We start from the raw sequence: 23,146 nt of genomic DNA on the forward strand, positions 1-23,146 counted from the left end.
AAACGCCTGGAGCAAATCGCCTGGCCGATGAAGATCAAAATGTGGGAGCTGGCTTGCCTGCGAAGGCGGTGGGTCAGTCAACTCATTCATCAACTGATACACCGCCTTCGCGAGCAAGCCCGCTCCCACAGGTGTTGAGAGGGGTCAGCGGGAGGCCAGTGCGCCTTGGTACAGCACTGGTCCGGTTGGCTGGCCGGTGGGCGAGCCGCCTTGTGGTTCCAGGCTGACGGCGAGGGTCAGCGGTGCGCTCAACAACGCTTGTTGTGCCTGGCTCAACTGGATTCGGCCTTTACCCGAGGTAGGCACCAGCCCCAGAGAGATCGGTTTGCCGCCGGGTGCAATGGCCCACAACTCCAGCGCTCGCGTTGGCTCTACCGCCGCCAGCGACAGTGGCTCTACTTGCAGGTGATCGCCAAACGCCTGGATCTGCAACGCCGGTTGCTGGTTAGCCGCGACCAGCGTGGCGTTGTACTCGGCGCCGATATCACGCTGATAAAGCACGCCGACCAACACGGAGACGACGACCGCGCATGCAGCCGCCAGCAGGCGAAAGTTCATCCAGAACGGTTTCTTCGCCGGCACGTGCAGCACTTGCGGCTCGATCCGCGCCTTGATGCCTGCCCACACATGGTCCGGCACCGGCCGCTCAGGCAAAGAGCCGGTCAGGCTGGCAAGTGCATCCTGCCAATGGCCCAGTTCGACGCGCAGCGCGGCGTCTTCCAATAACAGGGCGTCGAAGCGCCGACGGGCGGTAGCAGGCATTAGGCCGATAGCGTAATCGGCAGCCAGGGCGCGGCGCAGGGCAGTGGTTTGGTAGTTCATGATTCAAGGCACCTGCGCAGGCGCTCCATGCCGCGGCGAATCCAGGATTTGACCGAGCCCAGGGGCGCGGCCAAGTGGTCGGCCAACTCCGAGCACGACAGGCCCTGAAAGTAAGCCACGGTAATTGATTGACGCTGCATGCCGTCGAGGGTGTCCAGGCAACGGTTCAGTGCGCTGGCTTCGCGTTCGCTGTCGAGTTGCTCGTGGGCGCTGGGGCTATCGTCGAGCATGGCGTCCTGCTGGCCGTCGGCCAAGGGTTGTTCGCGGTGTTTGCGCAATTGGTCGATCGCCAGGTTGCGGGTGATATTGACCATCCAGGTCATCGGCGCCGCCAGGTGCGCCTCGTAGCGCGAAGCGTTGTACCAGATGCGCACGAAAGCTTCCTGCAACACCTCTTCGGCCAGGTCCGAGCGCCCCATGAACCGCAACGCCACACCGTGCAGCCGTGGCGAGACGCTGCGGTAGAGGGTTTCGAACGCCTGGCGGTTGCCCAGGGCGCATTGGGCCAGCAACGGCCGCAACGGGTCAGCATCATTGATCGAAATAGGGCTTCTCCAGGCTCTCGGACGAAGGCGACGGGACTGCGCACGGTAGGCAGAGGGTAGTCCAGCTTGAGCATTCATTCCATCCAACTCCGGGCGGTGCATGATGGATATACGCGGAGCAGGGACATTTGGATGCGGCTTTTTCTGAACTAATCTGTAAGTGGGAACATTCCTTCGGGAGTGTCAGTCAAACGCCTGCTTTTAGCTCCTACATTCAGAGGTTGTCTTGATGAAGATTTCACGCGGTTTTGCCCTGTCCTGCCTGATGACCGTGGCCGCCAGCCCGGTGTTTGCCGCAGGTTTCAGCCTCGGTGACGTGGCCAATGCCGTATCCGGTGCCCAGGGCAACAATAAGGCGGCTGCCGCAGCGCCGAGCTCCCAGACCGCTGGCCTGTTGCAGGCCCTGACCTCGCAACTGAACGTTACCCCGGAACAAGCCGTTGGCGGCACTGGCGCCATGCTGGGCCTGGCCAAAAACAAGCTGAGCGGCACCGACTATTCGCAACTGGGCAAGAGCGTGCCGGGCCTGGATCAACTGTCGGGGAGCAACTCGCTGGGCAGCCTCGGCGCCTTGAGCGGGATGCTCGGCCAGAGTGGCGGCAGCAAAACCAGCGGCCTGGACGGCGTGCTGGGTAACGTGAAGGACACCAGCGACCTGAACACCGCGTTCAGCGCGCTGGGCATGGATAACAGCATGATCGGCAAGTTTGCGCCGGTGATCCTGCAATACCTGGGTGGCCAGGGCGCCAACCAGTCGGTGCTGGGCAAGCTGGCCTCGGCCTGGGGCACTGGCAGCTAAATACGTTTGAATGTGTATTTCATACACGGGGCGATGACTTTATTGATGCTAAAGATGAAAAAGCATACGTAATGAGGCGTATTGAATTGTAGGGAACCGCCGTAACGGATGCGCCACAGATTGAGACCTTTCAAGCTTCGCTAATCACGGGCTTGGAAGGTTTCATTAATTGGAATTTAAGTGGTGACACGATGAAAACTTCACATTTGCCAGTTGGCGTCTCGTATTGGATCAACCCCCCTGCCATCCCGCGGGAGCCCCTAGGTACAGGTTTGATGGGGCACCAGCGGCACTCTAATGCCCAGAATGGAATGGCCAATACCTCGAAGGCACAAGAACCCCAAGGGTCTCATGACCCTGTACTCAACATTTGGGGAGAATGTGTTCCCCGTTAGTTAGAACTCAATTTGATTCGATAAGACGGCTTTATTTGAGTAACGTCTCAATTCTCCGGTCTTTTTCCCTCCAGAGCTGGTTCACCCAGTTCTGGACGGTCTGGCGAAACGCCGGATCGTTCTCGTAGTCCCCTTGCCACAACGCCGGGTCCAGCGCATGGGTGCGGATATCAATGATCACTTTCGGCACCGCGCCGCTGATCAAATCCCAGAACCCCGGAATCTTTTGCTGCTGCTCTTGAGATGGATAGACCACGGTCACGTCGAGTACCGCGTCCAGCTGTTCACCCAGCGCCGCCAGCACAAACGCCACGCCGCCCGCCTTGGGCTTGAGCAACCGCGAGAACGGCGAATCCTGCTGTTTGCGCTTGGCCTCGCTGAACCGCGTGCCTTCCAGGTAATTGACCACCGTCACCGACTGGCGCTTGAACAGCTCGCAGGCCTGTTGGGTGATTTTCAGGTCCTGGCCCGCCAGTTCCGGGTGCTTGGCCAGGAACGCCTTGGTGTAGCGCTTCATGAACGGGTAATCCAGTGCCCACCAGGCCAGGCCAAGGAAGGGCACCCAGATCAGCTCTTTTTTCAGGAAGAATTTGAAGAACGGCGTTCGGCGGTTAAGCGCCTGGATCAGGGCTGGAATGTCGACCCACGACTGATGGTTGCTGATCACCAGGTAAGAGGTATCGCGTCGCAGGTCGCCGCCGCCGCGAATGTCCCATTGAGTGGGCGTGCACCGGGAGAATATAAGCTTGTCGATTTCGGCCCAGGTCTCGGCGATCCACATCACCGCCCATGACGCGTAGTCGCGACAGCGCCCGCGGGCCACCAACTTGATCAGGGCAAACACCATCAAGGGGCCGAACAGCACCAGGGTGTTGAGCAATAACAGCAGTGTGACGAAACAGCCGGTGAGCAGGCGGCGCATAAGTAACTCTTGGAATCGACGTGGGCGGGCCATGATAAGCAAGCTGAGTCGAGAGGCCAAATCGCAAATCGCCGCACGAATGTTTCACACTGCGCCCGGTATGGTTGAGAACTAACTTAGTCCGACTTTTGCGGTCTAGAATCCGCCTACTTCTTTCGAGGAAATCACTTCGTGAAATTGCTCCTTGCTGCGTTCGCCCTGGTTCTTCCCGTTATGGCTGCCCTGCCTGTCATGGCCGCCGAACCGACCCTCTACGGTCGCTACGAATACATCCAGTTGCCGGAGATCGGTGAAACCTTCAAGGCCAAGATGGACACCGGCGCGCTGACCGCCTCGCTGTCGGCCCGTAACATCGAAACCTTCCAGCGTGACGGCGACGACTGGGTGCGCTTCCGACTCGGCGGCAAGGATGCGAGCGACAAGGTCTACGAACATAAAGTATCGCGCATCAGCAAGATCAAGAGCCGCGCCGACGAAGACGAGGACAAGGACGAAGCCACGGTGGCCAAGCGCCCGGTGATTGACCTGGAAATGTGCCTGGGTAACGTCAAGCGCACCGTCGAGGTCAACCTTACTGACCGCAGCAGCTTCAACTACCCGCTGCTGATCGGCGCCAAGGCCCTGCGTGAATTCGGCGCGGCGGTAAACCCGGCCCGTCGTTATACCGCTGATAAACCGGACTGCTGATTGAACCCATGCCGCATATCCTGATTGTCGAAGACGAAGCGGCGATAGCCGACACGTTGGTTTTCGCCCTGCAAGGCGAGGGCTTCACCACCACCTGGCTGAGCCTCGGCCAGGAGGCGCTGGCCCATCAGCGCCAGAAACCGGCCGACCTGATCATCCTCGACATCGGCTTGCCGGATATCACCGGCTTTGAAACCTGCAAGCAATTGCGCCGTTTCAGCGAAGTGCCGGTGATGTTCCTCAGTGCCCGGGATGCCGAGATCGACCGTGTGGTGGGCCTGGAGATCGGCGCCGACGATTATGTGGTCAAGCCGTTCAGCCCACGGGAAGTGGCGGCGCGGGTGCGGGCGATCCTCAAGCGCGTCGGCCCAGGTGTGGCGCCCGCCGTGTTCCAGGTGGACCTGGAACGCATGCAAATCAGTTATCGCGGGCAGCCATTGAGCCTGACCCGGCATGAATTCCGGTTGCTGCAAAGCCTGCTCGAGCAACCCGAACGCGTGTTCAGCCGCGAGCAATTACTCGACGCGGTAGGCGTGGCGGCGGATGCCGGCTACGAGCGCAATATCGACAGCCACATCAAGAGCCTGCGCAGCAAACTGCGTGGTATCGCGGCCGATGCGGAGCCAATCCAGACCCATCGCGGCCTGGGCTACAGCTACAGCCCGAGCCACAGCTGATGCGCCTGGGGCTGCGGATTTTCCTGGTGTATGCGCTGTTTATCGGCCTGACCGGCTACTTCGTGCTCAACACGGTGATGAAGGAAATCCGCCCGGGCGTACGCCAGTCCACCGAAGAAACCCTGGTGGACACCGCCAATCTGCTGGCCGAGATTCTGCGCGATGACGTGAAAAACCACACCCTCGGCCAAAGCCATTGGGCCGAACTGCTCAAGGCCTATGGCAATCGCCAGCCCGGCGCGACCATTTGGGGCCTGCCGAAAAACCAGGTTAACCACCGTATCTACGTGACCGACGCCAAGGGCATCGTGCTGCTCGACTCCAAGGGCGAAGCGGTGGGCCAGGATTATTCCAGGTGGAACGACGTGTACCTGACCCTGCGCGGCGAGTACGGCGCGCGCTCCACGCGCAGCGAACCGGATGACCCCGCCTCGTCGGTGATGCACGTTGGTGCGCCGATCCGCGATAACGGGCAAATCATCGGCGTGGTCACCGTGGCCAAGCCCAACAGTTCGTTGCAGCCCTATGTCGACCGCACCGAGCGCCGCCTGCTGTGGTACGGCGCCGGGCTCGTGGTCATGGGCCTGCTGCTGGGCGCCCTGTTGTCGTGGTGGCTGAGCGTTGCGTTGCACCGGCTGACGGCTTACGCGCAGGCGGTGAGCGAAGGTCGGCGTGCCGAGCTGCCGCATTACCGTGGCGGCGAACTCAAGCAGTTGTCCACCGCCGTGGAGCACATGCGCACGCAGTTGGAGGGCAAGGCCTACGTCGAGCATTACGTGCACACCCTGACCCACGAACTGAAAAGCCCGCTGGCGGCGATTCGCGGCGCAGCGGAACTGTTGCAGGGCGACATGACCCGCGAGCAGCAGCAGCGTTTCGTCGGCAATATCGACAGCGAGAGCGCGCGCCTGCAACAGTTGATCGAACGCCTGCTGAACCTGGCGCAAGTGGAGCAGCGCCAGGGCTTGGAAGAGCAAACCAGTGTGCCGTTGGCCGCCCTGGTTGATGACGTACTCAAGGCCCAATGCGCACGTATTGAGGGCGCCGGCTTGCAGGTGGAGCAGACCATTGCTGGGGATGTGAAGGTGTTTGGCGAGCCTTTCCTGTTGCGCCAGGCCTTGGGCAATCTGCTGGAAAACGCGCTGGACTTCACGCCGCCCGGCGGCGCGTTGAAGTTCAACGCGCACACCCAGCACAACGACGTACACGTCAGCCTGTTCAACCAGGCGGCACCGATTCCCGACTACGCCCTGCCACGCCTGAGCGAACGTTTCTACTCGCTGCCACGCCCGGCCAGCGGGCGTAAAAGCACCGGCCTGGGCCTGAACTTTGTCGAAGAAGTGATGAAGCTGCACGGCGGCGCTTTGCAGATCGGCAACGTGCAAGGCGGCGTACAAGTGGTGCTGCATCTCCACACAGTCTCCACATTGCCCACATAAATCGCCCATATGCGCGGCTCACGCTCTGCCTATCAAAACAGGGAGAGCCCCATGAACCGCAGCCTGCTTTTCAAACTTGGCGCAATTGCGCTGTTGATTCTGTTGTTGCTGATTCCGTTGCTGATGATCAACGGCATCATCAGCGACCGTCAGCAACTGCGCGATGGCGTATTGATGGACATCGCCCGCAGCTCCAGCTACAGCCAGCGCGTCACCGGGCCGGTGATGGTGGTGCCGTATCGCAAGACCGTGCGCGAGTGGAAACTCAATGAAAAGCTCAACAAACGCTACGAGCAAACCCGTGAAGAGCGCGGTCGTCTGTATTTCCTGCCGGAGCGTTTTGAACTCGACGGCAAGGTGCAGACCGAGCTGCGCGCACGGGGCATTTATCAAGCGCGGCTGTTCCATGCCGACAACCGTATCAGCGGGCGTTTTGAGCTGCCTGCGCAGTTGGGTATCACCGAGAACTTTGCCGATTACCGCTTTGAACCGGCGTTTCTGGCGGTGGGTATCAGCGATATTCGCGGTATCGAAAACGCGCTGAAGCTGGAGCTGGGCAGCCAGCGTCTGGAGTTTTCGCCGGGCACTCAAGTGGACTGGCTAGGGGAAGGCGTGCACGTAACGCTGCCCGAGCAGGACAGCAAAAAACCGGCCGAGGTGGACTTTGCTTTCGACCTGCGCCTGCAAGGCACTGAACAGCTGCAAGTGGTGCCGGTGGGCAAGACCAGCCAGGTATCCCTCGCCTCCAACTGGCCGCACCCGAGCTTTATCGGCAACTTCCTCCCGGCTCAACGAGACGTCACCGATAAAGGCTTCACCGCCAACTGGCAGACTTCGTTTTTTTCCACCAACCTCGAACAAGCCCTGCAAACCTGCCGGGACCGGCAGGGCTGTGAAGACTTCACCAACCGCAGCTTCGGCGTGAACTTCATCGACCCGGTTGACCAGTACCTCAAGAGCGACCGAGCAATTAAATACGCGTTGCTGTTTATCGCCCTGACGTTTGCCGGCTTCTTCCTGTTCGAAGTGCTCAAGAACCTGGCCGTGCACCCGATTCAATACGCGTTGGTGGGTGTTGCCCTGGCGTTCTTCTACCTGCTGTTGTTGTCGTTGTCCGAGCACCTGGGTTTTGCGCTGGCGTATTTGATATCCGCCAGTGCTTGCGTGTTGTTGATTGGTTTTTACGTGTGCCATGTGCTGCGCAGCGTCACCCACGGCCTGGGTTTTTCGGCGGGGTTGGCGGCGTTGTATGGCTTGTTGTACGGGTTGCTGAGTGCCGAGGATTACGCGCTGCTGATGGGCTCGCTGTTGCTGTTCGGCCTGCTCGGCACGGTGATGGTGCTGACACGCAAACTGGACTGGTATGGCGTGGGCAAACGCAAAGCGGGCGAGCCACTGCAGTTTGATCTGGAGGCCGTGCAATGATCGGGTTGCGTGAGGATCAGCAGGTGGGCGCGCAGTTGGCCGCAAGAATCGTCATATTCCTCAACTCCGTCACCTTCCGAAGTGGGAGCGGGCTTACCCGCGAAAGCGGTGGGTCACAAACAGATGTACTGAATGACACGCCACAATCGCGGGCAAGCCCGCTCCCACAATGGATGGGGATGAATGTCACACGGGTGGCTGGGTCTGCAGCATCGAAGGCCGCTGGCTGACCTCGGCATACCAGGCGGCAAGCTTGGGATTAGCGTCACGCCATTGCAGGTCTGGGTGGCGGAAGTCGAGGTAGCCCAGGGCGCACGCCACACTGATGGAGGCGATGTCGAAGTGGCTGGCCAGTTCGGCAATCGCATCGGCTTCAAGTGCTGCGAGGGTGCGACGAATCTTTTTGCGCTGTTCGTCCAGCCACTGGTCCCAATGCTTTTCCGCCGGGCGCATGGCCGTCTCGTAACGCACCAGCACGGCGGCATCCATGATGCCGTCGGCCATCGAGGCCAGGGTCAGGCGGCGCCAGCGCGCCGCGCCGTCGCGGGGTATCAGCGGGTTGCCGACGTGCTGGTAGTCAAGGTAATCGAGGATCACCCGGCTGTCGTGCAGCACCGTGCCGTCGGCCAGGCGCAGGGCCGGGATTTTGCCCACGGGGTTGTCTTGCACCAATTGCGCATCCGGCTGAACCGGTGTCGGCATGCAACCTTGCAGGGCCACACGGTCCTGCTGACCGGTCTCGGCCAGCAGCACGCGGACTTTGCGAACGAACGGTGACGCGGGGTTGTGGAACAAGGTCATGCTGGGCACGGACATGGGCATTCCTCTGAATGGGCAGTGGCTAGCCTAGAGGGTTGCGCCGTGGCTGGCGAGGGGGTTTTGGGGTGTTTTTGAGGGCCTCATCGCAGGCAAGCCAGCTCCCACATTTTGAATTGTGAACGCAGCCCAAGGTGGGAGCTGGCTTGCCTGCGATAGCGCCCTTAGCCGCGCCGCTTACACAACGCCCAAACACCCATGACAGCGGGAATCCCCAAGCCTACCCAACTGAGCGAATCCCACAGCCCATCGCCCAGCAACGCCGCAAACAACCCGGCCGCGCTGAGCACGCCAATCCCCAGCGGAATACCAAACACCTTCCAGAAATTCGACTGGCGCGGCTTCATGCCCTGGCCGCCTTGCGCCGCACGATCCATAGGTAAATGCCGCTGCCCAGCACGATGATGGTCAGCACATCCAGCACTGCCCACAGGATCTTCATCGGCAGGCCGCCATAGTCACCAAAGTGCAACGGCTGGGACATGCCCATGGCGTCCATGTACCACGGCCGTTCGGCGATGGCGGTGACGGCCAGGGTGCTCGCGTCGATCAGCACCGGCGTGAGCAAGTGCGAGGTCAGATGGATGCTGCCTTTCATGAACACCGCATAGTGGTGCTCGCTGGAAAAACGCGTACCGGGGAAGGCGATAAAGTCCGGCTGCATGCTGGGCGCGGCCTTGGCCGCAATGCTCAGCAGCTCGGTGGCCGGTGCGCGTTGTGTCAGCGGCGGCGCGTTTTTGTAGGGCTCGATCATCGCGCTGAGGCTGTCCTGGCGCCAGGCGGCGATGATCAGGTCGGCGCAGGCGCTGATCACGCCGGTCACGCCCACCACCAGCGCCCAGGTCAGCGTGACCACGCCGATAAGGTTATGCAGGTCGAGCCAGCGCAGGCGGGTGGATTTGTCCTGGCGTACGGTGGCGAACTTCAAGCGGCGCATAAACGGCAGGTACAGCACCGTGCCCGAGACAATCGCCAGCACAAACAGAATGCCCATGAACGCCAGCAGCAACTTGCCCGGCAGGCCGGCAAACATATCCACATGCAGGCGCAGCAGGAACAGCGTCAGCCCGCCGTTGGCCGCCGGGGTTTCCACGGCGTCGCCAGTGCGCGCATCGAGCATGAAGGTGTGAGACGAGTTGGGTTCGGTGCCGGCCTTGGCGGCCATGATCGCAATCACGCCGTTCTTGTCGTCCTCGTCCCACGCCAGGTATTGCATGGCTTCACCCGGTCGATGAGCCTGGGCCTTGGCCACCAACTGCTCAAGGTTCAGGTGCGGAGTGTCGGCGGGCATCTGCGCAAGTTCAGGCTCGTTGCCCAGCAGGTGGTCGATCTCGTGGTGAAACACCAGCGGCAGGCCGGTGAGGGCGAGCAGCAGCAGGAAGACTGTGCAGATCAGGCTGGTCCAGGTGTGGATGAAGGACCAGCGGCGGATGGTTTTGCTTTTCATTTTCTTGCCTTCAGACACACCAAAGCCGCCCCCGAGGACGGCCTGATCATTAACTCAGCTGATTACCACTGGTAGGTGGCGCTGGCGACTACGCTGCGTTGGTCGCCGAAGTAGCAGTAGTTACCATCGCAGGTGGAAAGGTAGTCTTTGTTGAACAGGTTGGTGGCGTTCAACTTAACCGATGCGCCTTTGAGGCTGTTATCCAGACGGCCCAAGTCGTAGTGCACCGAACCATCGAATACGGTGTAGGCATCGGCCTTACCCAACCAGGTGTTGGCCTGGTCCCCATAGGTGTTGCCGGTGTAGCGGGCACCAAAGCCGATACCGAAACCGTCAAGTACGCCGCTGTGCCAGGTGTAGTCAGTCCACAGCGAGGCTTGCTGGTTTGGCATCAATGTCAGGCGGTTGCCTTTGTAAATGCCTTTTTGCACCTCGGATTTTGCCAAGGTGTAGGCGGCGATGACCTTGAGGTTCTCGGTCACGTCAGACACGGCTTCCAGCTCCAGGCCCTTGACCTTCACTTCGCCGGTCTGGCTGTTGATTTGCTGGCCCCCTGCGCCAAGGGTAGCCACTTGCACATTTTTTTGGGTGAGGTCGTAGACCGCCGCACTCAGCAGCGTATTGGAACCTGGCGGCTGATACTTAACCCCCATTTCCCATTGTTTGCCTTCAGTCGGTTTAAACGTCTTGAGCGCGGTTGTATCTGCGTTGCTCGCTGGTTGGAAGGACTCAGCGTAGGACAAGTACGGTACGAAGCCCGAGTCGAACACATAGCTCAGTGCCGCGTTGCCACTGAAGTGTTTGATGCGGTCGGTGTTGGTCGCATCGTTGTCGTTGAAATAGGTGGTGCCCTGATGCACCCAGTCTTCACGCCCACCCAAGGTCAGGCGCCACTTGTCCAGGGCCATCTGGTCCTGCACGTAGAGACCGGTTTGTACGGTTTTCTGGTTGTAGTCGTAAAACGGTCGGACATCCGTCGGGCGTACAGTCGGCTGAGTGTTGATCGGGTTGAAGATGTTGATACTCGATGCCGTGCCGTATATGGCGCGGTAGGAGGTGTCGGTACGCTGGTGATCCAGGCCCAGCAGTAATGTATGGCTGATATCGCCGGTGGCGAAGTCGGCTTGGAAATTGTTGTCCACCGCGAACTGGCCAATGCTTTCGTCAACGTTGGTGGTAGACCGGCTGATATTACCCGCCGCATCCGCCGGGGAAAACGCATAGGAGCCCACGGTCAACTGCTGGAAATCCAGCTCCGATTTGGTGTAACGCAGGTTCTGCTTGAACTGCCAGGTATCGTTGAAACGGTGTTCGAACGCATACCCCAATGCGTAGTAAGTACGGTCGTAGAACTCGTAATCCGGATCGCCCAGGTTCTTGTGGTGGGAAACCTCGCCCAGTGGTGATTTGATCTTGGTGCCCTGTATCGGCATGAACTGGCTGGTGGTGCCGGTATCGTCACGGGTGAACTGCGAGAGCAGTGTCAGCTTGGTGTCGGTGTCGATGTTCCAGGTCAGGCTGGGCGCGATGTTGTAGCGTTTGTTGTCGATGTGATCGACCTGGGTGCCCGCGTCCCGTACTACGCCGCTGACGCCATACAGGAACTGCCCTTCATCATCGATCTTGCCGGTACTGGCGAAGTTGATCTGGCGGTAGTTGTCACTGCCGTACTGCACCTGGATGGCGTTGCTCGATTCAGCGCTGGGACGGCGGCTGACCATATCCAGCAGACCGCCCGGTGGCGTCTGGCCGTAGATCGACGAGGCAGGGCCACGCAGCAGGGCGAGGCGGTCCAGGTTCCAGGTTTCTGCTTTCGGGTTGGCGTACACACCGCGTGGCAGTGGCAGGCCGTCGAGGAATTGCGTGGGTTCGAAACCGCGCACGCGCATCCAGTCGTAGCGGGTGTCGCTGCCGTAGCTGGACGATACGATACCGGGCATATATTTGACGGCGTCATCGAGGTTCTGGACGTTGCGGTCCTGCATCTGTTCGCGGGTGGCAATGGAGATCGAGCGCGGTGCTTCGACCAGTGCCGTGTCGGTCTTGGTGCCGGCGGCGGTGCGCGTTGCCAGATAGCCTGTCACCGGGCCCCAGGCACTTTCAGTGTCGCCTTGCCCAATGATGCTGGTCTCCGGCAGCGCCACGACGCCTTCCGGAATCGCCACCAGGGTAAACGTCCCGGCGCTGCTCTGTTCCAACTGCAACCCTGTCCCACGCAAGGCCTCACGCAGCGCGCCTTGCGCATCGTACTGGCCCTTCACCGGTGCCGAGGTTTTGCCCGACGCCAGCGCCGGGTTAAGGGTCAGCGCCAGGCCCGCCTGGCTGGCGATCTGGTTCAGGGTGCTGGCCAGCGGCGCGGCCGGCAGGTTGTAGGCGCGCACGTTCGAGGCCTGTTCAGCGGCGATCAGCGACGTGCTAGTCAGCGGCGTGCTGAGGGCAATGGCCACGGCTAACAGGCTGGGGCGCAACAGGGTGTCTAGCGTGCGGGACATGGGGTGGCTCCTGAATGGAAATATTTCTCAATTGCCTATGTGCCGAGCGAGATTGGAAAAGTGATAGGGCTGAGCGAAGATATTTTTTGAGTCGAGTATTTGAGGCGTTTTTCAGGGCCTCTTCGCGGGCAAGCCCGCTCCCACATTCGACTGCGTTCTACTTGGAAAAACGCGGCCGAATGTGGGAGCAGGCTTGCTCGCGAAAGCTACAGCCCATGCACCGCATAACCTAAGGCTTGGCGATAACGGTCACCCACCACGGCGTGCGCTGCTCGATCTGCACCGGCAAGGTCGGCAGCAGGGCGTTCAGCGCCAGCGTAGTGTCATGCAGAGGGAAACTGCCGGTGATGCGCAGGTCGGCCACGCGCTTATCCACACCCAGGTAGCCGGGACGATAGCGGCTGAGCTCCTCGACCACGTCGCCCAGGCGGGCGTTGTCGACCACCAGCATGCCGCGTGTCCAGGCATCGGTGGCGGGCGTGACGGCCAGCACAGGGCCGAGACTGTCGCTGCGCATCAGCACTTGCTGGCCTTCGCTGAAAATCTGTTCTTGATGCAGTGCCTGTGGCTGGGCGGCCACCGCAGACTGCAGCACGCTCAGGCGCGTGGCGGCGTCTTCGCGCTTGACGATAAACCGCGTGCCCAGCGCCCGCAGGCTGCCGTCGCGGGTTTGTACATAGAAGGGGCGCGCATCGTTGTGGCCGGTTTCGACCAGCATCTCGCCTTCCTGCAACACGATCAGCCGGCGTTTTTCATCGAAGCGCACGTCGATTGCGCTGTGGGTATTGAGGTTGATCAGAGTGCCATCCGCGAGTTTCAGCGTGCGCTGCTCGCCGGTGGCGGTGCGCTGGTCTGCCAGCCAATAGTGGATCGGCACGTAGCGCTCACCGGCAAACAACACCAGGCCGCACACCAGCGCGATACTTGCCAGGCCGCGCCCAAGTTTGCGCACGCGCTGGCGCAGGCTCTCGCGTGACTGCACCAATGCCGCTCGCGCCGGGCCCGACGCTCTGCTGAAACGCTGGTCGAGCATGCCCAACTGGCGCCAGGCGCGCGCATGCTCTTCATCGCTGGCCAGCCATTTGGCGAACTCTTCCTGCGTAACCAGGTTGCCGTCGCCCGAGTCGAGTGACAGTTGCCAGGCAATTGCAGCGTCCAGCACGCGGGCCGAGACCGGTTTGGAACTGATCACGGGCACGACGGCTCGCCATACAGCGCGACGTAGCACTGGCGAATGCCCTGGGCCAGGTACTGACGCACGCGGGGCACCGACACGTCGAGACGCCGGGCGATTTCTGCGTGGCTCATGCCGTCGAGGCGGTTATAGAGGAAGGCGGCGCGGGCCTTGCTCGACAGCTTGGCGAGCAGTTGGTCGATGGCCTTGAGGTCTTCGAGGATCAATTGCTGTTCTTCGGGCGACGGCTGTTCGCTTTCCGGGAGCAGCATCAGTTCGTTGAGGTAAGCCTGTTCCAGTGCTGCGCGGCGGAAGTAGTCGAACAGCAGGCCTTTGGCGATCGACACCAGAAACGCCCGTGGCTCGCGCGGTTCGCGCAACTCATCACGGCCCAGCAGGCGCATGAACGTGTCCTGGCTCAGGTCTTCGGCGCGGCTCGGGCAGGCCACGTTGCGGCGCAGCCACGCCAACAGCCAGCCACGATGGTCGCGGTATAACGCGCCAACAAGCTCACTGTGTGGGGTCTGGACCGACGACAAGGCATCACCGAATAAACAAGAGGTTTAAACTAACGAGAATTATTCGCGATTGTGTCAGAGGCAGGGAGTGGGCGCAATTGGCGTCTGTCGGGCGGTGCCACTAAAACGCTGGCGCTTGTTTGCGGCGTTTCCATTGGCTCAAGCGCTCTTGCAGCGCTTGAGGGCTGTTGATGGCGTGCTGCTGCGCGCGGTTAAACAGGATGAGCATCAGCTCAGCCGTGGCCAGTGCATCGGCGCTGGCGTGATGGCGTTCGCCCACGTGCAGCTTGAAGTGGGTGATCCAGTCGTCGAGGCCGGCTTCGCGGATATTCGCTTCGGGGCACAGCAGTGGGGCGATGTCCGCAACATCGAGAAACGGATGGCTCAGCCGATAGCCCAGGCTGTCCTTGAGTGCGCGGCACAGCATGTGTTGATCGAACGGTGCGTGAAACGCCAGCATTGGGCTGTCGCCGACAAACGCCATAAAATCCAGCAGCGCTTCGACCGGGTCGCTGCCAGCGGCGATGGCACTGGGGCCGAGGCCATGGATCAACACGCTGGGGCTCAGTTTTGTTTCGGCACGTTGCAGGGTGCGCTCGAACATTTGCGAGAAATCCACCGCGCCGTCCTCGATGACCACCGCGCCGATGGACAGCACCTGATCCCGGTTGAGGTTCAGGCCGCTGGTTTCCAGGTCAACCACCACCCACCGCTGGCTGCGCAGGGAACCGTTCCCCAGTACTGCGGGTTTGGGCAGTTGCGCCAGGCGCAGCTGTTGGGGGGCGTCCAGCCCGGGCTTTTTCTTACGTAGCCAACTGAACAGGCTCACAGCTGGTACCGAAAGGTCAGGCTGCTTTGCAGGCGCTGGGCCTGACGCAGGGCTTCACGCAAGATGCGCCGGTCCAGGTGGTTGAGGCTGTCGGGGTCGACACGGTTGGAATAGGGCTGGTTCTCGCGGGTCTGCAACTGGTGCTGCTGCATGCGGGTTTGCTGGATAAAGTGATAGGCCTCTTCGTACGCGGCGCCGTCCAGTGGCTCAATGACCTCTTTGTCCACCAATTGGCGCAGGCGCTCCAGGGTATTGATGGCGTGGACGCCATTGGCCAGGGCCAATAGGCGAGCGCCATCCACAAAGGGCGTGAGGCCCTGCACCTTAAGATCGAGTGTGGCCTTTTCGCCGCCTTTGCGCGTCAGTACAAAATCGCGGAAACGCCCTACGGGTGGGCGTTGGCGCAAGGCGTTCTCGGCCAGCATGCGTTGGAACAGCCGGTTATCCGCGACTTGATCCAGAATGCCCTGACGCAATTGCTCGCAGCCCTGTTCGTCGCCCCACACCACGCGCAAGTCAAAATAGATGCTCGAGCCCAGCAGGTTTTCCGGCGTCGCCTCGCGAATAAACGCACCGAAGCGCCGCGCCCATTCGGCCCGCGACAGGCACAGTTCGGGGTTGCCGGCCATGATATTGCCCTTGCACAAGCTGAAGCCGCACAACGCCAGGCTTTGGTTGATCTGCTGCGCCAGGGGCAACAAGCGGCCACGAATCGCGGCGGCTTCGGCGGCGTCCCTGGCGTCGAACAGAATGCCGTTGTCCTGGTCGGTAAACAGGGTCTGCTCGCGACGGCCTTCGCTGCCGAAACACAGCCAACTGAAGGGCACGCCGGGGTCGCCTCTCTCGGCCAACGTCAGCTCGATTACCCGGCACACGGTGTGATCGTTGAGCAACGTAATGATGTGCGTGATCTGGGTGGACGACGCGCCATGGGCGAGCATGCGTTCGACCAGTTGGCCGATCTCGCCGCGAAGTGCCACCAGGTTTTCGACCCGGGGCGCGTTGCGGATGGTGCGGGCCAGGTGCACCAGGTCAACCCGTTGCAGGGAAAACAAGTCGCGTTCGGACACCACGCCACACAGGCGCTGATCTTTCACCAGGCACACATGGGCGATATGCCGCTCGGTCATGGCGATGGCGGCGTCGAAGGCGCTGTGGTCCGGGCTCAGGAAGAACGGCGCCTGGGTCATATGACCTTCGATGGCCTGATTGAAATCACTGGTGCCGTCAGCGACCACCTGGCGCAGGTCGCGCAGGGTGAAAATCCCCAGGGGCGCCTTATGCTCGTCGACGATCACGATGCTGCCCACTTGTTGCTCGTGCATCAGCGTCACCGCCTCACGCAGCGGCGTGTTCGGGCTGCAGGTGACCGGATGGCGCATGGCCAGTTCGCCGAGACGGGTATTCAGCGAGTACTGGGTGCCGAGGGTCTCTACGGCTTTTTGCTGCACCTGCTGGTTGACCTGGTCCAGCAAGCTGCTGACACCGCGCAAGGCAAAGTCGCGAAACGCACTGGAGAGGGCGAACAGCTTGATAAACGCCGGCTTGTTCAGTCGCAGGCAGAACGTATCTTCGGCGGCCTTGTGCTCGGTGCGTGTCGCTCGTTCGCCCAGCAGCGCGGCCAGAGGGAAGCACTCACCGGTGGTGATTTCGAAGGTGGTTTCGGCCACTTCCTGATTTAACAGTGGGCGTTCGCCGACGACTCGGCCTTGCTTGACGATATAAAAATGTTCCACCGGCCCGCCCGACGGCTTGAGGATGCTCTCGCCGGGGCCATAGAAACGCAGTTGGCACTGTTCCACCAGAAACGCCAGGTGGGCGTTTTCCATCTGGTTGAACGGGGGGAAGCGTTGCAGGAATTGCAGGGTGCCGTGGATGTTCTGCAACACGGCGGTTTTTCCCGCCTGCGTGAAAGCATCAGCTTTACTCATAACAGTGACCGCAGTTTCTTGTCGTTATCGTCCTTTATGGTCAGCCCCCGTGCTCCGGGTGCCCATTGGACGTAAGTCTAGTGCGCGGTAAAACGATTCACGACTAGGGAAATACCTTACATGGCTAGTGTTAAAACCCGGTAAAAAGCCCACTAGGCAAACTTTCCGACGAAGTGCACATTGTTCGCCCTTCCGCAGATGTCTGACGAGTGTGCTGCGAGATTGAATAGAACTGCTGAGAAACGTATGTCCGACCACGATATTTTGAGTGATGCCGAGCGCGAGGCGCTGAGCGCCGTGATGCTGGAGCCTGATTTACCGCCACAACGGGTGTTGATTGTCGATGATGACAAGGACGCGCGTGAATTGCTGGCGGAGATCCTGGGCCTGGACGGCATTCGCTGCATGACCGCTGACAGTGGCGAGACGGCCTGGGATCTCTTGGAGTCCAGCAGCTCCATTGGTTTACTGATCACTGACCTGCGCATGGCGCCAAGCAACGGTCTGGAACTGATCCAGCAAGTGCGCAGCTCTGGCCGAGCGGCGCTGCCGATTATCATCATGTCGGGGGACGCGGAAGCGCGCGACGTCATCGAGGCCATGCACATGAGTGTGGTGGACTTCATGCTCAAGCCCATCGACAGCGCCAAGTTGGCGAAGATGGTGAAGCGCGAGTTAGGCATGGCGTCTTGATTATCTGTTGACCGTGCAGGCCTCTTCGCGAGCAAGCCCGCTCCCACATTTGGCCGCATGCTTCCTGTAGAAATGCGGTCGAGTGTGGGAGCGGGCTTGCTCGCGAAAGCGCCAGTGCGACCACCACACTACCCAATGAAAAGGCCCTGATCTCGCGATCAGGGCCTTTTCATTTACAAGCCGTTCTTGGCCTTGAACTCACGACGCCTGCGGTGCAACACCGGCTCGGTATAACCATTGGGTTGCTTGGTCCCTTCAATCACCAGTTCCACCGCCGCCTGGAAGGCGATGTTGCTGTCGAAGTCCGGGGCCAGTGGGCGATACAGCGCGTCACCGGCATTCTGACGGTCTACCACCGGCGCCATGCGCTTGAGGCTTTCCATCACTTGGGCTTCGTTGACAACGCCGTGGCGCAGCCAGTTGGCGATGTGCTGGCTGGAGATACGCAGCGTAGCGCGGTCTTCCATCAGGCCGACGTCGTTGATGTCCGGCACTTTCGAACAGCCCACGCCCTGATCGATCCAACGCACCACATAGCCAAGGATGCCCTGGGCGTTGTTGTCCAACTCATTACGGATTTCTTCGTCGGACCAATCGGTATTGCTGGCCAGAGGAATGGTCAGGATATCGTCCAGCGACGCGCGCTCGCGCTTGGCCAGTTCGGCCTGGCGCGCGAACACGTCCACCTTGTGATAGTGCAGCGCGTGCAGTGCAGCCGCCGTTGGCGATGGCACCCAGGCCGTGTTGGCGCCGGCGAGCGGGTGAGCGATTTTCTGTTCGAGCATCGCCGCCATCAAGTCGGGCATTGCCCACATGCCTTTACCGATCTGCGCACGCCCTTGCAGGCCGGTGCTCAGGCCGATATCGACGTTCCAGTTCTCGTAGGCACCGATCCATTTTTCCGCCTTCATGGCGGCCTTGCGCACCATCGCGCCGGCTTCCATGGAAGTGTGGATCTCGTCGCCGGTGCGGTCGAGGAAGCCGGTGTTGATAAACACCACACGCTCGCTGGCCGCCTTGATGCAGGCCTTGAGGTTGACCGTGGTGCGGCGCTCCTCGTCCATGATCCCGACCTTTAGCGTGTTGCGCGGCAGGTTCAGCACGTCTTCGATGCGGCCGAACAGCTCGTTGGTGAACGCCGCTTCTTCGGGGCCATGCATCTTCGGCTTCACGATGTACACCGAACCGGTGCGGCTGTTCTTGCGGCTGCTGTTGCCGTTGAGGCTGTGGATGGCCGCCAGGCTGGTGAGCAGGCCGTCGAGGATGCCTTCCGGTACTTCGTTGCCGTCTTTGTCGAGGATCGCGTCGATGGTCATCAAGTGGCCAACGTTGCGCACGAACAGCAGCGAGCGGCCGTGCAAGGTCACGTCCTGGCCATCCACGCCGGTGTAGACACGGTCGGCGTTCATGGTGCGGGTGAAAGTCTTGCCGCCCTTGGCCACTTCTTCGGCCAGGTCGCCTTTCATCAGGCCGAGCCAGTTGCGGTAGATCACCACTTTGTCATCGGCATCAACAGCGGCGACGGAGTCTTCGCAGTCCATGATGGTGGTCAGCGCAGCTTCCATCAGCACGTCTTTGACGCCGGCGGCGTCGGTCTGGCCGACCGGGGTGCTGGCGTCGATCTGGATTTCGAAGTGCAGGCCATTTTGCTTCAGCAGGATCGCAGTCGGCTCGGTCGCCGGGCCCTGGAAACCGATCAACTGGGCATCGTCGCGCAGGCCGCTGTTGCTGCCGCCCTTGAGGCCGACGACCAGCTTGCCATCAACGATTTTGTAAGCGGTGGAGTCGACGTGGCTGCCGGCAGCGAGCGGCGCGGCTTCGTCGAGGAAGGCACGGGCGAAGGCAATCACCTTGTCGCCGCGCACTTTGTTGTAGCCCTTGCCCTTTTCGGCGCCGTCGGCTTCGCTGATGGCGTCGGTGCCATACAGCGCGTCATACAGCGAGCCCCAGCGCGCATTTGAAGCGTTGAGGGCGAAACGGGCGTTCATCACCGGCACAACCAGCTGTGGGCCGGCCATGCGGGCGATTTCGTCATCGACGTTTTGGGTCGAGGCCTGGAAGTCTGCGGCTTCTGGCAGCAGGTATCCGATGTCTTGCAGGAAGGCTTTGTAGGCCACCGGGTCGTGGGCCTGGCCGGCGTGGGTCTGGTGCCAGGTATCGATCCGCGCTTGGAAATCGTCGCGTTTGGCGAGTAGGGCTTTGTTCTTCGGTGCCAGGTCGTGGATGACCTTGTCGGCGCCGGCCCAGAACTGGTCGGCAGTGATGCCGGTACCGGGAATGGCTTCGTTATTCACGAAGTCGAACAGGACTTTGGCGACCTGCAGGCCACCGACTTGAACGTGTTCAGTCATTGCTTGCCTCACTCTGCGGAGCTAATGCGCTTTTCAGCTTTTCAATTTACCAATGAAGCCTCTGGCCATTTAAACCACGAACCCATTCCCAGTACATGCCGTGCAGGCGGCTGGGCGAGAGGGTTGACGCGGTACTTGGGTGCCTTGGCAGACATCGACCTAACGTTATGTAGTGCGCGATTGGGCATACTACATGATGACTTGCGGTTGTGAAAATTAGACTAAATACGTCGTTTAGCGACCCATTTTGGTCATGCGGTCACAGCGGATAACGGGATGTTCTCAAAAAACTATTGGATTGTTCCAGATAAATATAAAAATGGTACACGATTTGTTTTCGAGGGCGCCTGCGTCCACCTTGTAAGTTGAATTCAGAGGGCTTCGCCATGGACCATCTTGTACTCACTATTATCGCCGCCGACAAACCCGGCTTGGTTGAACGCATCGCGCAGAACATCGCCGCTCACGGTGGCAACTGGCTGGAAAGCCGAATGGCCCACATGGCTGGGCAATTTGCCGGGATCCTGCGGGTAAGCGTTCCCACGCAAAGTCGTCAGGACCTGGTGAATGCGCTGGAGGATTTATCCACACATGGCATTCGTGTGCTGGTGGGCGAGGGCAGTACCGGGCAGGCGTCGGACTCCAAGCCGATCCTGATGACGCTGGTGGGCAATGATCGGTCGGGGATTGTGCGCGAGATTACCGCGCTGTTGAGCAAGCAGGGCGTCAACCTGGAGCGCTTGAGCACCGATGTGCGTCCGGCCCCCATGAGTGGTGATCCGCTATTCAACGCCGAGGCCCTGTTGCGGGTGCCCTCGACGATGTCCCTGGAGACGCTGCAGGAATCTCTGGAAACCTTGGCGGATGACTTGATGGTGGAACTGCGCAGCGAGGAATAACGGCCCACAGGGTTATGCATGGAAATCTTGCATGGGCCTGTGGATAAGCTGTAGAGACCCGGCGCCAGGCCACGTGCGCCGGGGTTCTTCGTCGGCTGAGCAAAAAACGAGCAGTTTCAACGGCTTGTGCACAAATGACGGGGATCAGATTGTGGATAACCTTGGGGTGGATGTCTGCAAGCCAAGTGCGCTGTGGCTTGCAGAGGTTTGTACGTTATTTGATCAGCGTTTGCGCACGGTCAGCCAGGCATCCAGGCTGTAGACCACCAGGCCGGCCCAGATGAAGGCAAAGGCAATCAGCGTGCTCGGTGCCAGGTGTTCACCGAACAACAGCACCGCTTCGAGCAGCACCAGCGTCGGGGCGACGTACTGCAAAAAACCCAGCGCGGTGTAGGGCAAATGCCGTGCGGCGGCGTTGAAACACACCAGCGGGATCAGCGTCACCGGGCCTGCGGCCACCAGCCACCAGGCTTCGGAGGTGCTCCAAAATTCAAGCTGTGCACTGTGGGCCGACGGGTTGAACAGCAACCAGGCCACGGCAATCGGCACCAGCATCCAGGTTTCCACCACCAGCCCCGGCAGCGCCTTGACCGGCGCCTGCTTGCGGATCAAGCCGTAAAAGCCAAAGGTCAGCGCCAGCACCAGCGACACCCACGGCAAACTGCCGACTTGCCACACCTGTTGCGCCACACCTACCGCTGCCAGCCCGACGGCCATCCACTGCAAGCGCCGCAGGCGTTCGCCGAGGATCAGCATGCCCAGCAGCACATTCACCAACGGGTTTATGTAATAACCGAGGCTCGCTTCCAGCATGCGCCCGCTGTTCACCGACCACACATAGGTCAGCCAGTTAGCCGCAATCAGCGAGCCGCTGAGTGCCAGAATGGCCAGGCGCCTGGGGTTGTCGCGCAGTTCACGGAACCAGCCCGGGTGTTTCCACACCATTAACAGCAAACCGCCGAACAGCGCGGACCACAACACACGGTGCACGATGATCTCTGCGGCGGGAACACTGGCGATGGCCTTGAAATAGAGCGGGAACAGACCCCAGATGACATAGGCACTCAGGCCCAGGATGTACCCCTTGCGGGGGTTGGCGGCTTGCATTGCAGAATCCTTGCTTAGGCAGCTATCAAAGCGCGATTGTAAGGATTTTTGTCCGCCGGTGGGATTGGCTTTTCTGTGGGAACTGGCTTGCCGGTGATGACATCACCTTGGTGCTACTGATGCACCGAGTTGTTTGCATCGCCGGCAAGCCAGCTCCCACAAGAAGCAGCGTCAGGGTCAGAACAGTTTCAGCGGTTCTTCATTGAGGGCCGACAGCTGCTCACGCAACGCCAGCACCTGATCACCCCAATACCGCTCGCTGCCGAACCACGGGAAGCTGTGAGGAAACGCCGGGTCATCCCAGCGCCGTGCCAGCCAGGCGCTGTAGTGCATCAGGCGCAAGGCGCGCAGCGGTTCGATGAGTGCCAGTTCGCGCGGGTCGAAGTCGTGGAACTCCTGATAGCCGTCCATCAATTCCGACAGCTGGCCCAGGCATTCCTGACGGTCCCCTGCGAGCATCATCCACAGGTCCTGGACGGCCGGGCCCATGCGGCAGTCATCGAGGTCGACGATATGGAACATCTCATCGCGGCACATCATGTTGCCGGGGTGGCAATCGCCGTGCATGCGGATGTTCTTGTGCGGCGTGGCCTTGTACACCTCTTCCACACGCTTGAGCAGGTCGCGGGCCACGGACTCGTACGCCGGCAGCAGGCTCTTGGGAATGAAATTGCCTTCCAGCAACGTGTTGAGGGAATCGTGGCCGAAGTTCTTCACGCCCAGGGCTTCACGGTGTTCGAACGGGCGGGTGGAGCCCACCGCATGCAAACGGCCGAGCAACTGCCCAAGGCGATAAAGCTGATCGAGATTACCCGGCTCCGGCGCACGGCCACCACGGCGTGGAAACAGGGTGAAGCGAAAACCGGCGTGCTCGAACAGGCTTTCTCCGTTATGGATCATGGGGGCGACCACCGGCACATCGCACTCGGCCAGTTCGAAGGTGAAGCGGTGTTCTTCGAGGATCGCTTCATTGGTCCAGCGCTGGGGCCGGTAGAACTTGGCGATCAGCGGTTCGGAGTCTTCGATGCCCACCTGATACACACGGTTTTCGTAGCTGTTGAGCGCCAGAACGCGAGCATCGCTGAGAAAGCCGATACTTTCGACAGCGTCGAGTACCAGGTCGGGGGTGAGTGTTTCAAACGGATGGGCCATGCGAACTCCTGCGCGCAGCAGGGCGC

21 protein-coding genes are annotated in these 23,146 nt (G+C 60.7%); 7 read left to right on the forward strand and 14 right to left on the reverse strand.

What is annotated here, in order from left to right; all coding sequences use genetic code 11:
* Positions 1-144: 144 nt before the first annotated feature.
* Complete coding sequence (locus ACI77D_RS23485) at positions 145-822, reverse strand: anti-sigma factor domain-containing protein (RefSeq protein WP_407017592.1); 678 nt, start codon at positions 820-822, stop codon at positions 145-147.
* Positions 819-1,445 (reverse strand): sigma-70 family RNA polymerase sigma factor, encoded by a 627-nt coding sequence (locus tag ACI77D_RS23490; RefSeq protein WP_064454442.1) that lies wholly within the window; start codon positions 1,443-1,445, stop codon positions 819-821. Before ACI77D_RS23490 ends, ACI77D_RS23485 begins: the two co-directional genes overlap by 4 nt.
* A gap of 151 nt (positions 1,446-1,596) precedes the next feature.
* Here ACI77D_RS23490 and ACI77D_RS23495 point away from each other — a divergent pair, with 151 nt between their 5' ends.
* On the forward strand, positions 1,597-2,166 hold the full coding sequence (locus ACI77D_RS23495) for a DUF2780 domain-containing protein (protein WP_064454441.1): 570 nt from the start codon (positions 1,597-1,599) through the stop codon (positions 2,164-2,166).
* Positions 2,167-2,592: 426 nt separating this feature from the next.
* On the opposite strand, the gene ACI77D_RS23500 is transcribed toward ACI77D_RS23495, so the two are convergent.
* Complete coding sequence (locus tag ACI77D_RS23500; RefSeq protein WP_407017593.1) at positions 2,593-3,483, reverse strand: acyltransferase; 891 nt, start codon at positions 3,481-3,483, stop codon at positions 2,593-2,595.
* Positions 3,484-3,654: 171 nt separating this feature from the next.
* Between ACI77D_RS23500 and ACI77D_RS23505 the strand changes: the two genes are divergently transcribed.
* Genes ACI77D_RS23505 through creD form a run of 4 tightly spaced genes read left to right on the forward strand, consistent with a single transcriptional unit; the run spans position 3,655 to position 7,711 of the window.
* A complete protein-coding gene (locus tag ACI77D_RS23505; RefSeq protein WP_064454439.1) occupies positions 3,655-4,170 on the forward strand; it encodes an ATP-dependent zinc protease in 516 nt (171 codons plus the stop codon).
* Positions 4,171-4,178: 8 nt separating this feature from the next.
* Complete coding sequence (creB, locus tag ACI77D_RS23510; protein ID WP_407017594.1) at positions 4,179-4,847, forward strand: two-component system response regulator CreB; 669 nt, start codon at positions 4,179-4,181, stop codon at positions 4,845-4,847.
* Positions 4,847-6,286: a two-component system sensor histidine kinase CreC gene (gene creC / locus ACI77D_RS23515; protein ID WP_407017595.1), complete on the forward strand. Its 1,440-nt coding sequence runs from the start codon at positions 4,847-4,849 to the stop codon at positions 6,284-6,286. The genes creB and creC overlap by 1 nt, the downstream gene beginning before the upstream one ends.
* A 51-nt stretch (positions 6,287-6,337) precedes the next feature.
* Positions 6,338-7,711, forward strand: coding sequence for a cell envelope integrity protein CreD (gene creD, locus ACI77D_RS23520; protein WP_407017596.1), 1,374 nt, complete (start codon positions 6,338-6,340; stop codon positions 7,709-7,711).
* Between the two features lie 186 nt (positions 7,712-7,897).
* Here creD and ACI77D_RS23525 read toward each other — a convergent pair whose 3' ends face one another.
* From ACI77D_RS23525 to ACI77D_RS23560, 8 genes are all read right to left on the reverse strand, one after another.
* On the reverse strand, positions 7,898-8,527 hold the full coding sequence (locus ACI77D_RS23525; protein ID WP_064454435.1) for a glutathione S-transferase: 630 nt from the start codon (positions 8,525-8,527) through the stop codon (positions 7,898-7,900).
* Between the two features lie 164 nt (positions 8,528-8,691).
* Complete coding sequence (locus tag ACI77D_RS23530) at positions 8,692-8,874, reverse strand: hypothetical protein (protein WP_064454434.1); 183 nt, start codon at positions 8,872-8,874, stop codon at positions 8,692-8,694.
* Positions 8,871-9,974 (reverse strand): PepSY-associated TM helix domain-containing protein, encoded by a 1,104-nt coding sequence (locus tag ACI77D_RS23535; RefSeq protein WP_407017597.1) that lies wholly within the window; start codon positions 9,972-9,974, stop codon positions 8,871-8,873. Before ACI77D_RS23535 ends, ACI77D_RS23530 begins: the two co-directional genes overlap by 4 nt.
* Positions 9,975-10,036: 62 nt before the next feature.
* A complete protein-coding gene (locus ACI77D_RS23540) occupies positions 10,037-12,466 on the reverse strand; it encodes a TonB-dependent siderophore receptor (protein ID WP_407017598.1) in 2,430 nt (809 codons plus the stop codon).
* Positions 12,467-12,695: 229 nt separating this feature from the next.
* Positions 12,696-13,664: a FecR domain-containing protein gene (locus tag ACI77D_RS23545; RefSeq protein ID WP_064454432.1), complete on the reverse strand. Its 969-nt coding sequence runs from the start codon at positions 13,662-13,664 to the stop codon at positions 12,696-12,698.
* The gene (locus tag ACI77D_RS23550) at positions 13,655-14,179 is read right to left on the reverse strand and encodes an RNA polymerase sigma factor (protein ID WP_221295783.1); all 525 of its coding nucleotides are present in this window, start codon (positions 14,177-14,179) and stop codon (positions 13,655-13,657) included. The genes ACI77D_RS23545 and ACI77D_RS23550 overlap by 10 nt, the downstream gene beginning before the upstream one ends.
* Before the next feature lie 100 nt (positions 14,180-14,279).
* Positions 14,280-14,987 carry a PolC-type DNA polymerase III gene (locus ACI77D_RS23555; protein WP_064454430.1) on the reverse strand — a complete coding sequence of 236 codons (708 nt, stop codon included), beginning with the start codon at positions 14,985-14,987 and terminating at the stop codon, positions 14,280-14,282.
* Entirely contained in the window at positions 14,984-16,918 is a 1,935-nt protein-coding gene (locus ACI77D_RS23560; RefSeq protein WP_407017599.1) for a putative nucleotidyltransferase substrate binding domain-containing protein, read from the reverse strand. The genes ACI77D_RS23555 and ACI77D_RS23560 overlap by 4 nt, the downstream gene beginning before the upstream one ends.
* A 246-nt stretch (positions 16,919-17,164) precedes the next feature.
* Between ACI77D_RS23560 and ACI77D_RS23565 the strand changes: the two genes are divergently transcribed.
* Entirely contained in the window at positions 17,165-17,611 is a 447-nt protein-coding gene (locus ACI77D_RS23565) for a response regulator (RefSeq protein ID WP_064454428.1), read from the forward strand.
* 173 nt (positions 17,612-17,784) lie between these two features.
* Here ACI77D_RS23565 and ACI77D_RS23570 read toward each other — a convergent pair whose 3' ends face one another.
* The gene (locus tag ACI77D_RS23570) at positions 17,785-19,962 is read right to left on the reverse strand and encodes a malate synthase G (protein ID WP_221295781.1); all 2,178 of its coding nucleotides are present in this window, start codon (positions 19,960-19,962) and stop codon (positions 17,785-17,787) included.
* Positions 19,963-20,348: 386 nt separating this feature from the next.
* On the opposite strand from ACI77D_RS23570, the gene ACI77D_RS23575 reads away from it, so the two are divergent.
* Positions 20,349-20,861 (forward strand): glycine cleavage system protein R, encoded by a 513-nt coding sequence (locus tag ACI77D_RS23575; protein ID WP_221295780.1) that lies wholly within the window; start codon positions 20,349-20,351, stop codon positions 20,859-20,861.
* 222 nt (positions 20,862-21,083) lie between these two features.
* On the opposite strand, the gene rarD is transcribed toward ACI77D_RS23575, so the two are convergent.
* Together rarD and ACI77D_RS23585 are read right to left on the reverse strand one after the other, a co-directional pair.
* Positions 21,084-21,968 (reverse strand): EamA family transporter RarD, encoded by an 885-nt coding sequence (rarD, locus tag ACI77D_RS23580; protein WP_064454425.1) that lies wholly within the window; start codon positions 21,966-21,968, stop codon positions 21,084-21,086.
* A 177-nt stretch (positions 21,969-22,145) separates the two neighbouring features.
* The gene (locus ACI77D_RS23585; protein WP_015886213.1) at positions 22,146-23,120 is read right to left on the reverse strand and encodes a serine/threonine protein kinase; all 975 of its coding nucleotides are present in this window, start codon (positions 23,118-23,120) and stop codon (positions 22,146-22,148) included.
* Between the last annotated feature and the right edge of the window lie 26 nt (positions 23,121-23,146).

Source organism: Pseudomonas sp. O39, assembly GCF_045447295.1.
Classification (GTDB): Bacteria; Pseudomonadota; Gammaproteobacteria; order Pseudomonadales; family Pseudomonadaceae; genus Aquipseudomonas; species Aquipseudomonas antarctica_A.

Coding starts and splice junctions, on each gene's coding strand:
- ACI77D_RS23485 (WP_407017592.1), bottom strand. CDS start 822: ATGAACTACCAAACCACTGCCCTGCGCCGCGCCCTGGCTGCCGATTAC.
- ACI77D_RS23490 (WP_064454442.1), bottom strand. CDS start 1,445: ATGAATGCTCAAGCTGGACTACCCTCTGCCTACCGTGCGCAGTCCCGT.
- ACI77D_RS23495 (WP_064454441.1), top strand. CDS start 1,597: ATGAAGATTTCACGCGGTTTTGCCCTGTCCTGCCTGATGACCGTGGCC.
- ACI77D_RS23500 (WP_407017593.1), bottom strand. CDS start 3,483: ATGCGCCGCCTGCTCACCGGCTGTTTCGTCACACTGCTGTTATTGCTC.
- creB (WP_407017594.1), top strand. CDS start 4,179: ATGCCGCATATCCTGATTGTCGAAGACGAAGCGGCGATAGCCGACACG.
- creC (WP_407017595.1), top strand. CDS start 4,847: ATGCGCCTGGGGCTGCGGATTTTCCTGGTGTATGCGCTGTTTATCGGC.
- creD (WP_407017596.1), top strand. CDS start 6,338: ATGAACCGCAGCCTGCTTTTCAAACTTGGCGCAATTGCGCTGTTGATT.
- ACI77D_RS23525 (WP_064454435.1), bottom strand. CDS start 8,527: ATGTCCGTGCCCAGCATGACCTTGTTCCACAACCCCGCGTCACCGTTC.
- ACI77D_RS23530 (WP_064454434.1), bottom strand. CDS start 8,874: ATGAAGCCGCGCCAGTCGAATTTCTGGAAGGTGTTTGGTATTCCGCTG.
- ACI77D_RS23535 (WP_407017597.1), bottom strand. CDS start 9,974: ATGAAAAGCAAAACCATCCGCCGCTGGTCCTTCATCCACACCTGGACC.
- ACI77D_RS23540 (WP_407017598.1), bottom strand. CDS start 12,466: ATGTCCCGCACGCTAGACACCCTGTTGCGCCCCAGCCTGTTAGCCGTG.
- ACI77D_RS23560 (WP_407017599.1), bottom strand. CDS start 16,918: ATGAGTAAAGCTGATGCTTTCACGCAGGCGGGAAAAACCGCCGTGTTG.
- ACI77D_RS23565 (WP_064454428.1), top strand. CDS start 17,165: ATGTCCGACCACGATATTTTGAGTGATGCCGAGCGCGAGGCGCTGAGC.
- ACI77D_RS23570 (WP_221295781.1), bottom strand. CDS start 19,962: ATGACTGAACACGTTCAAGTCGGTGGCCTGCAGGTCGCCAAAGTCCTG.
- ACI77D_RS23575 (WP_221295780.1), top strand. CDS start 20,349: ATGGACCATCTTGTACTCACTATTATCGCCGCCGACAAACCCGGCTTG.
- rarD (WP_064454425.1), bottom strand. CDS start 21,968: ATGCAAGCCGCCAACCCCCGCAAGGGGTACATCCTGGGCCTGAGTGCC.
- ACI77D_RS23585 (WP_015886213.1), bottom strand. CDS start 23,120: ATGGCCCATCCGTTTGAAACACTCACCCCCGACCTGGTACTCGACGCT.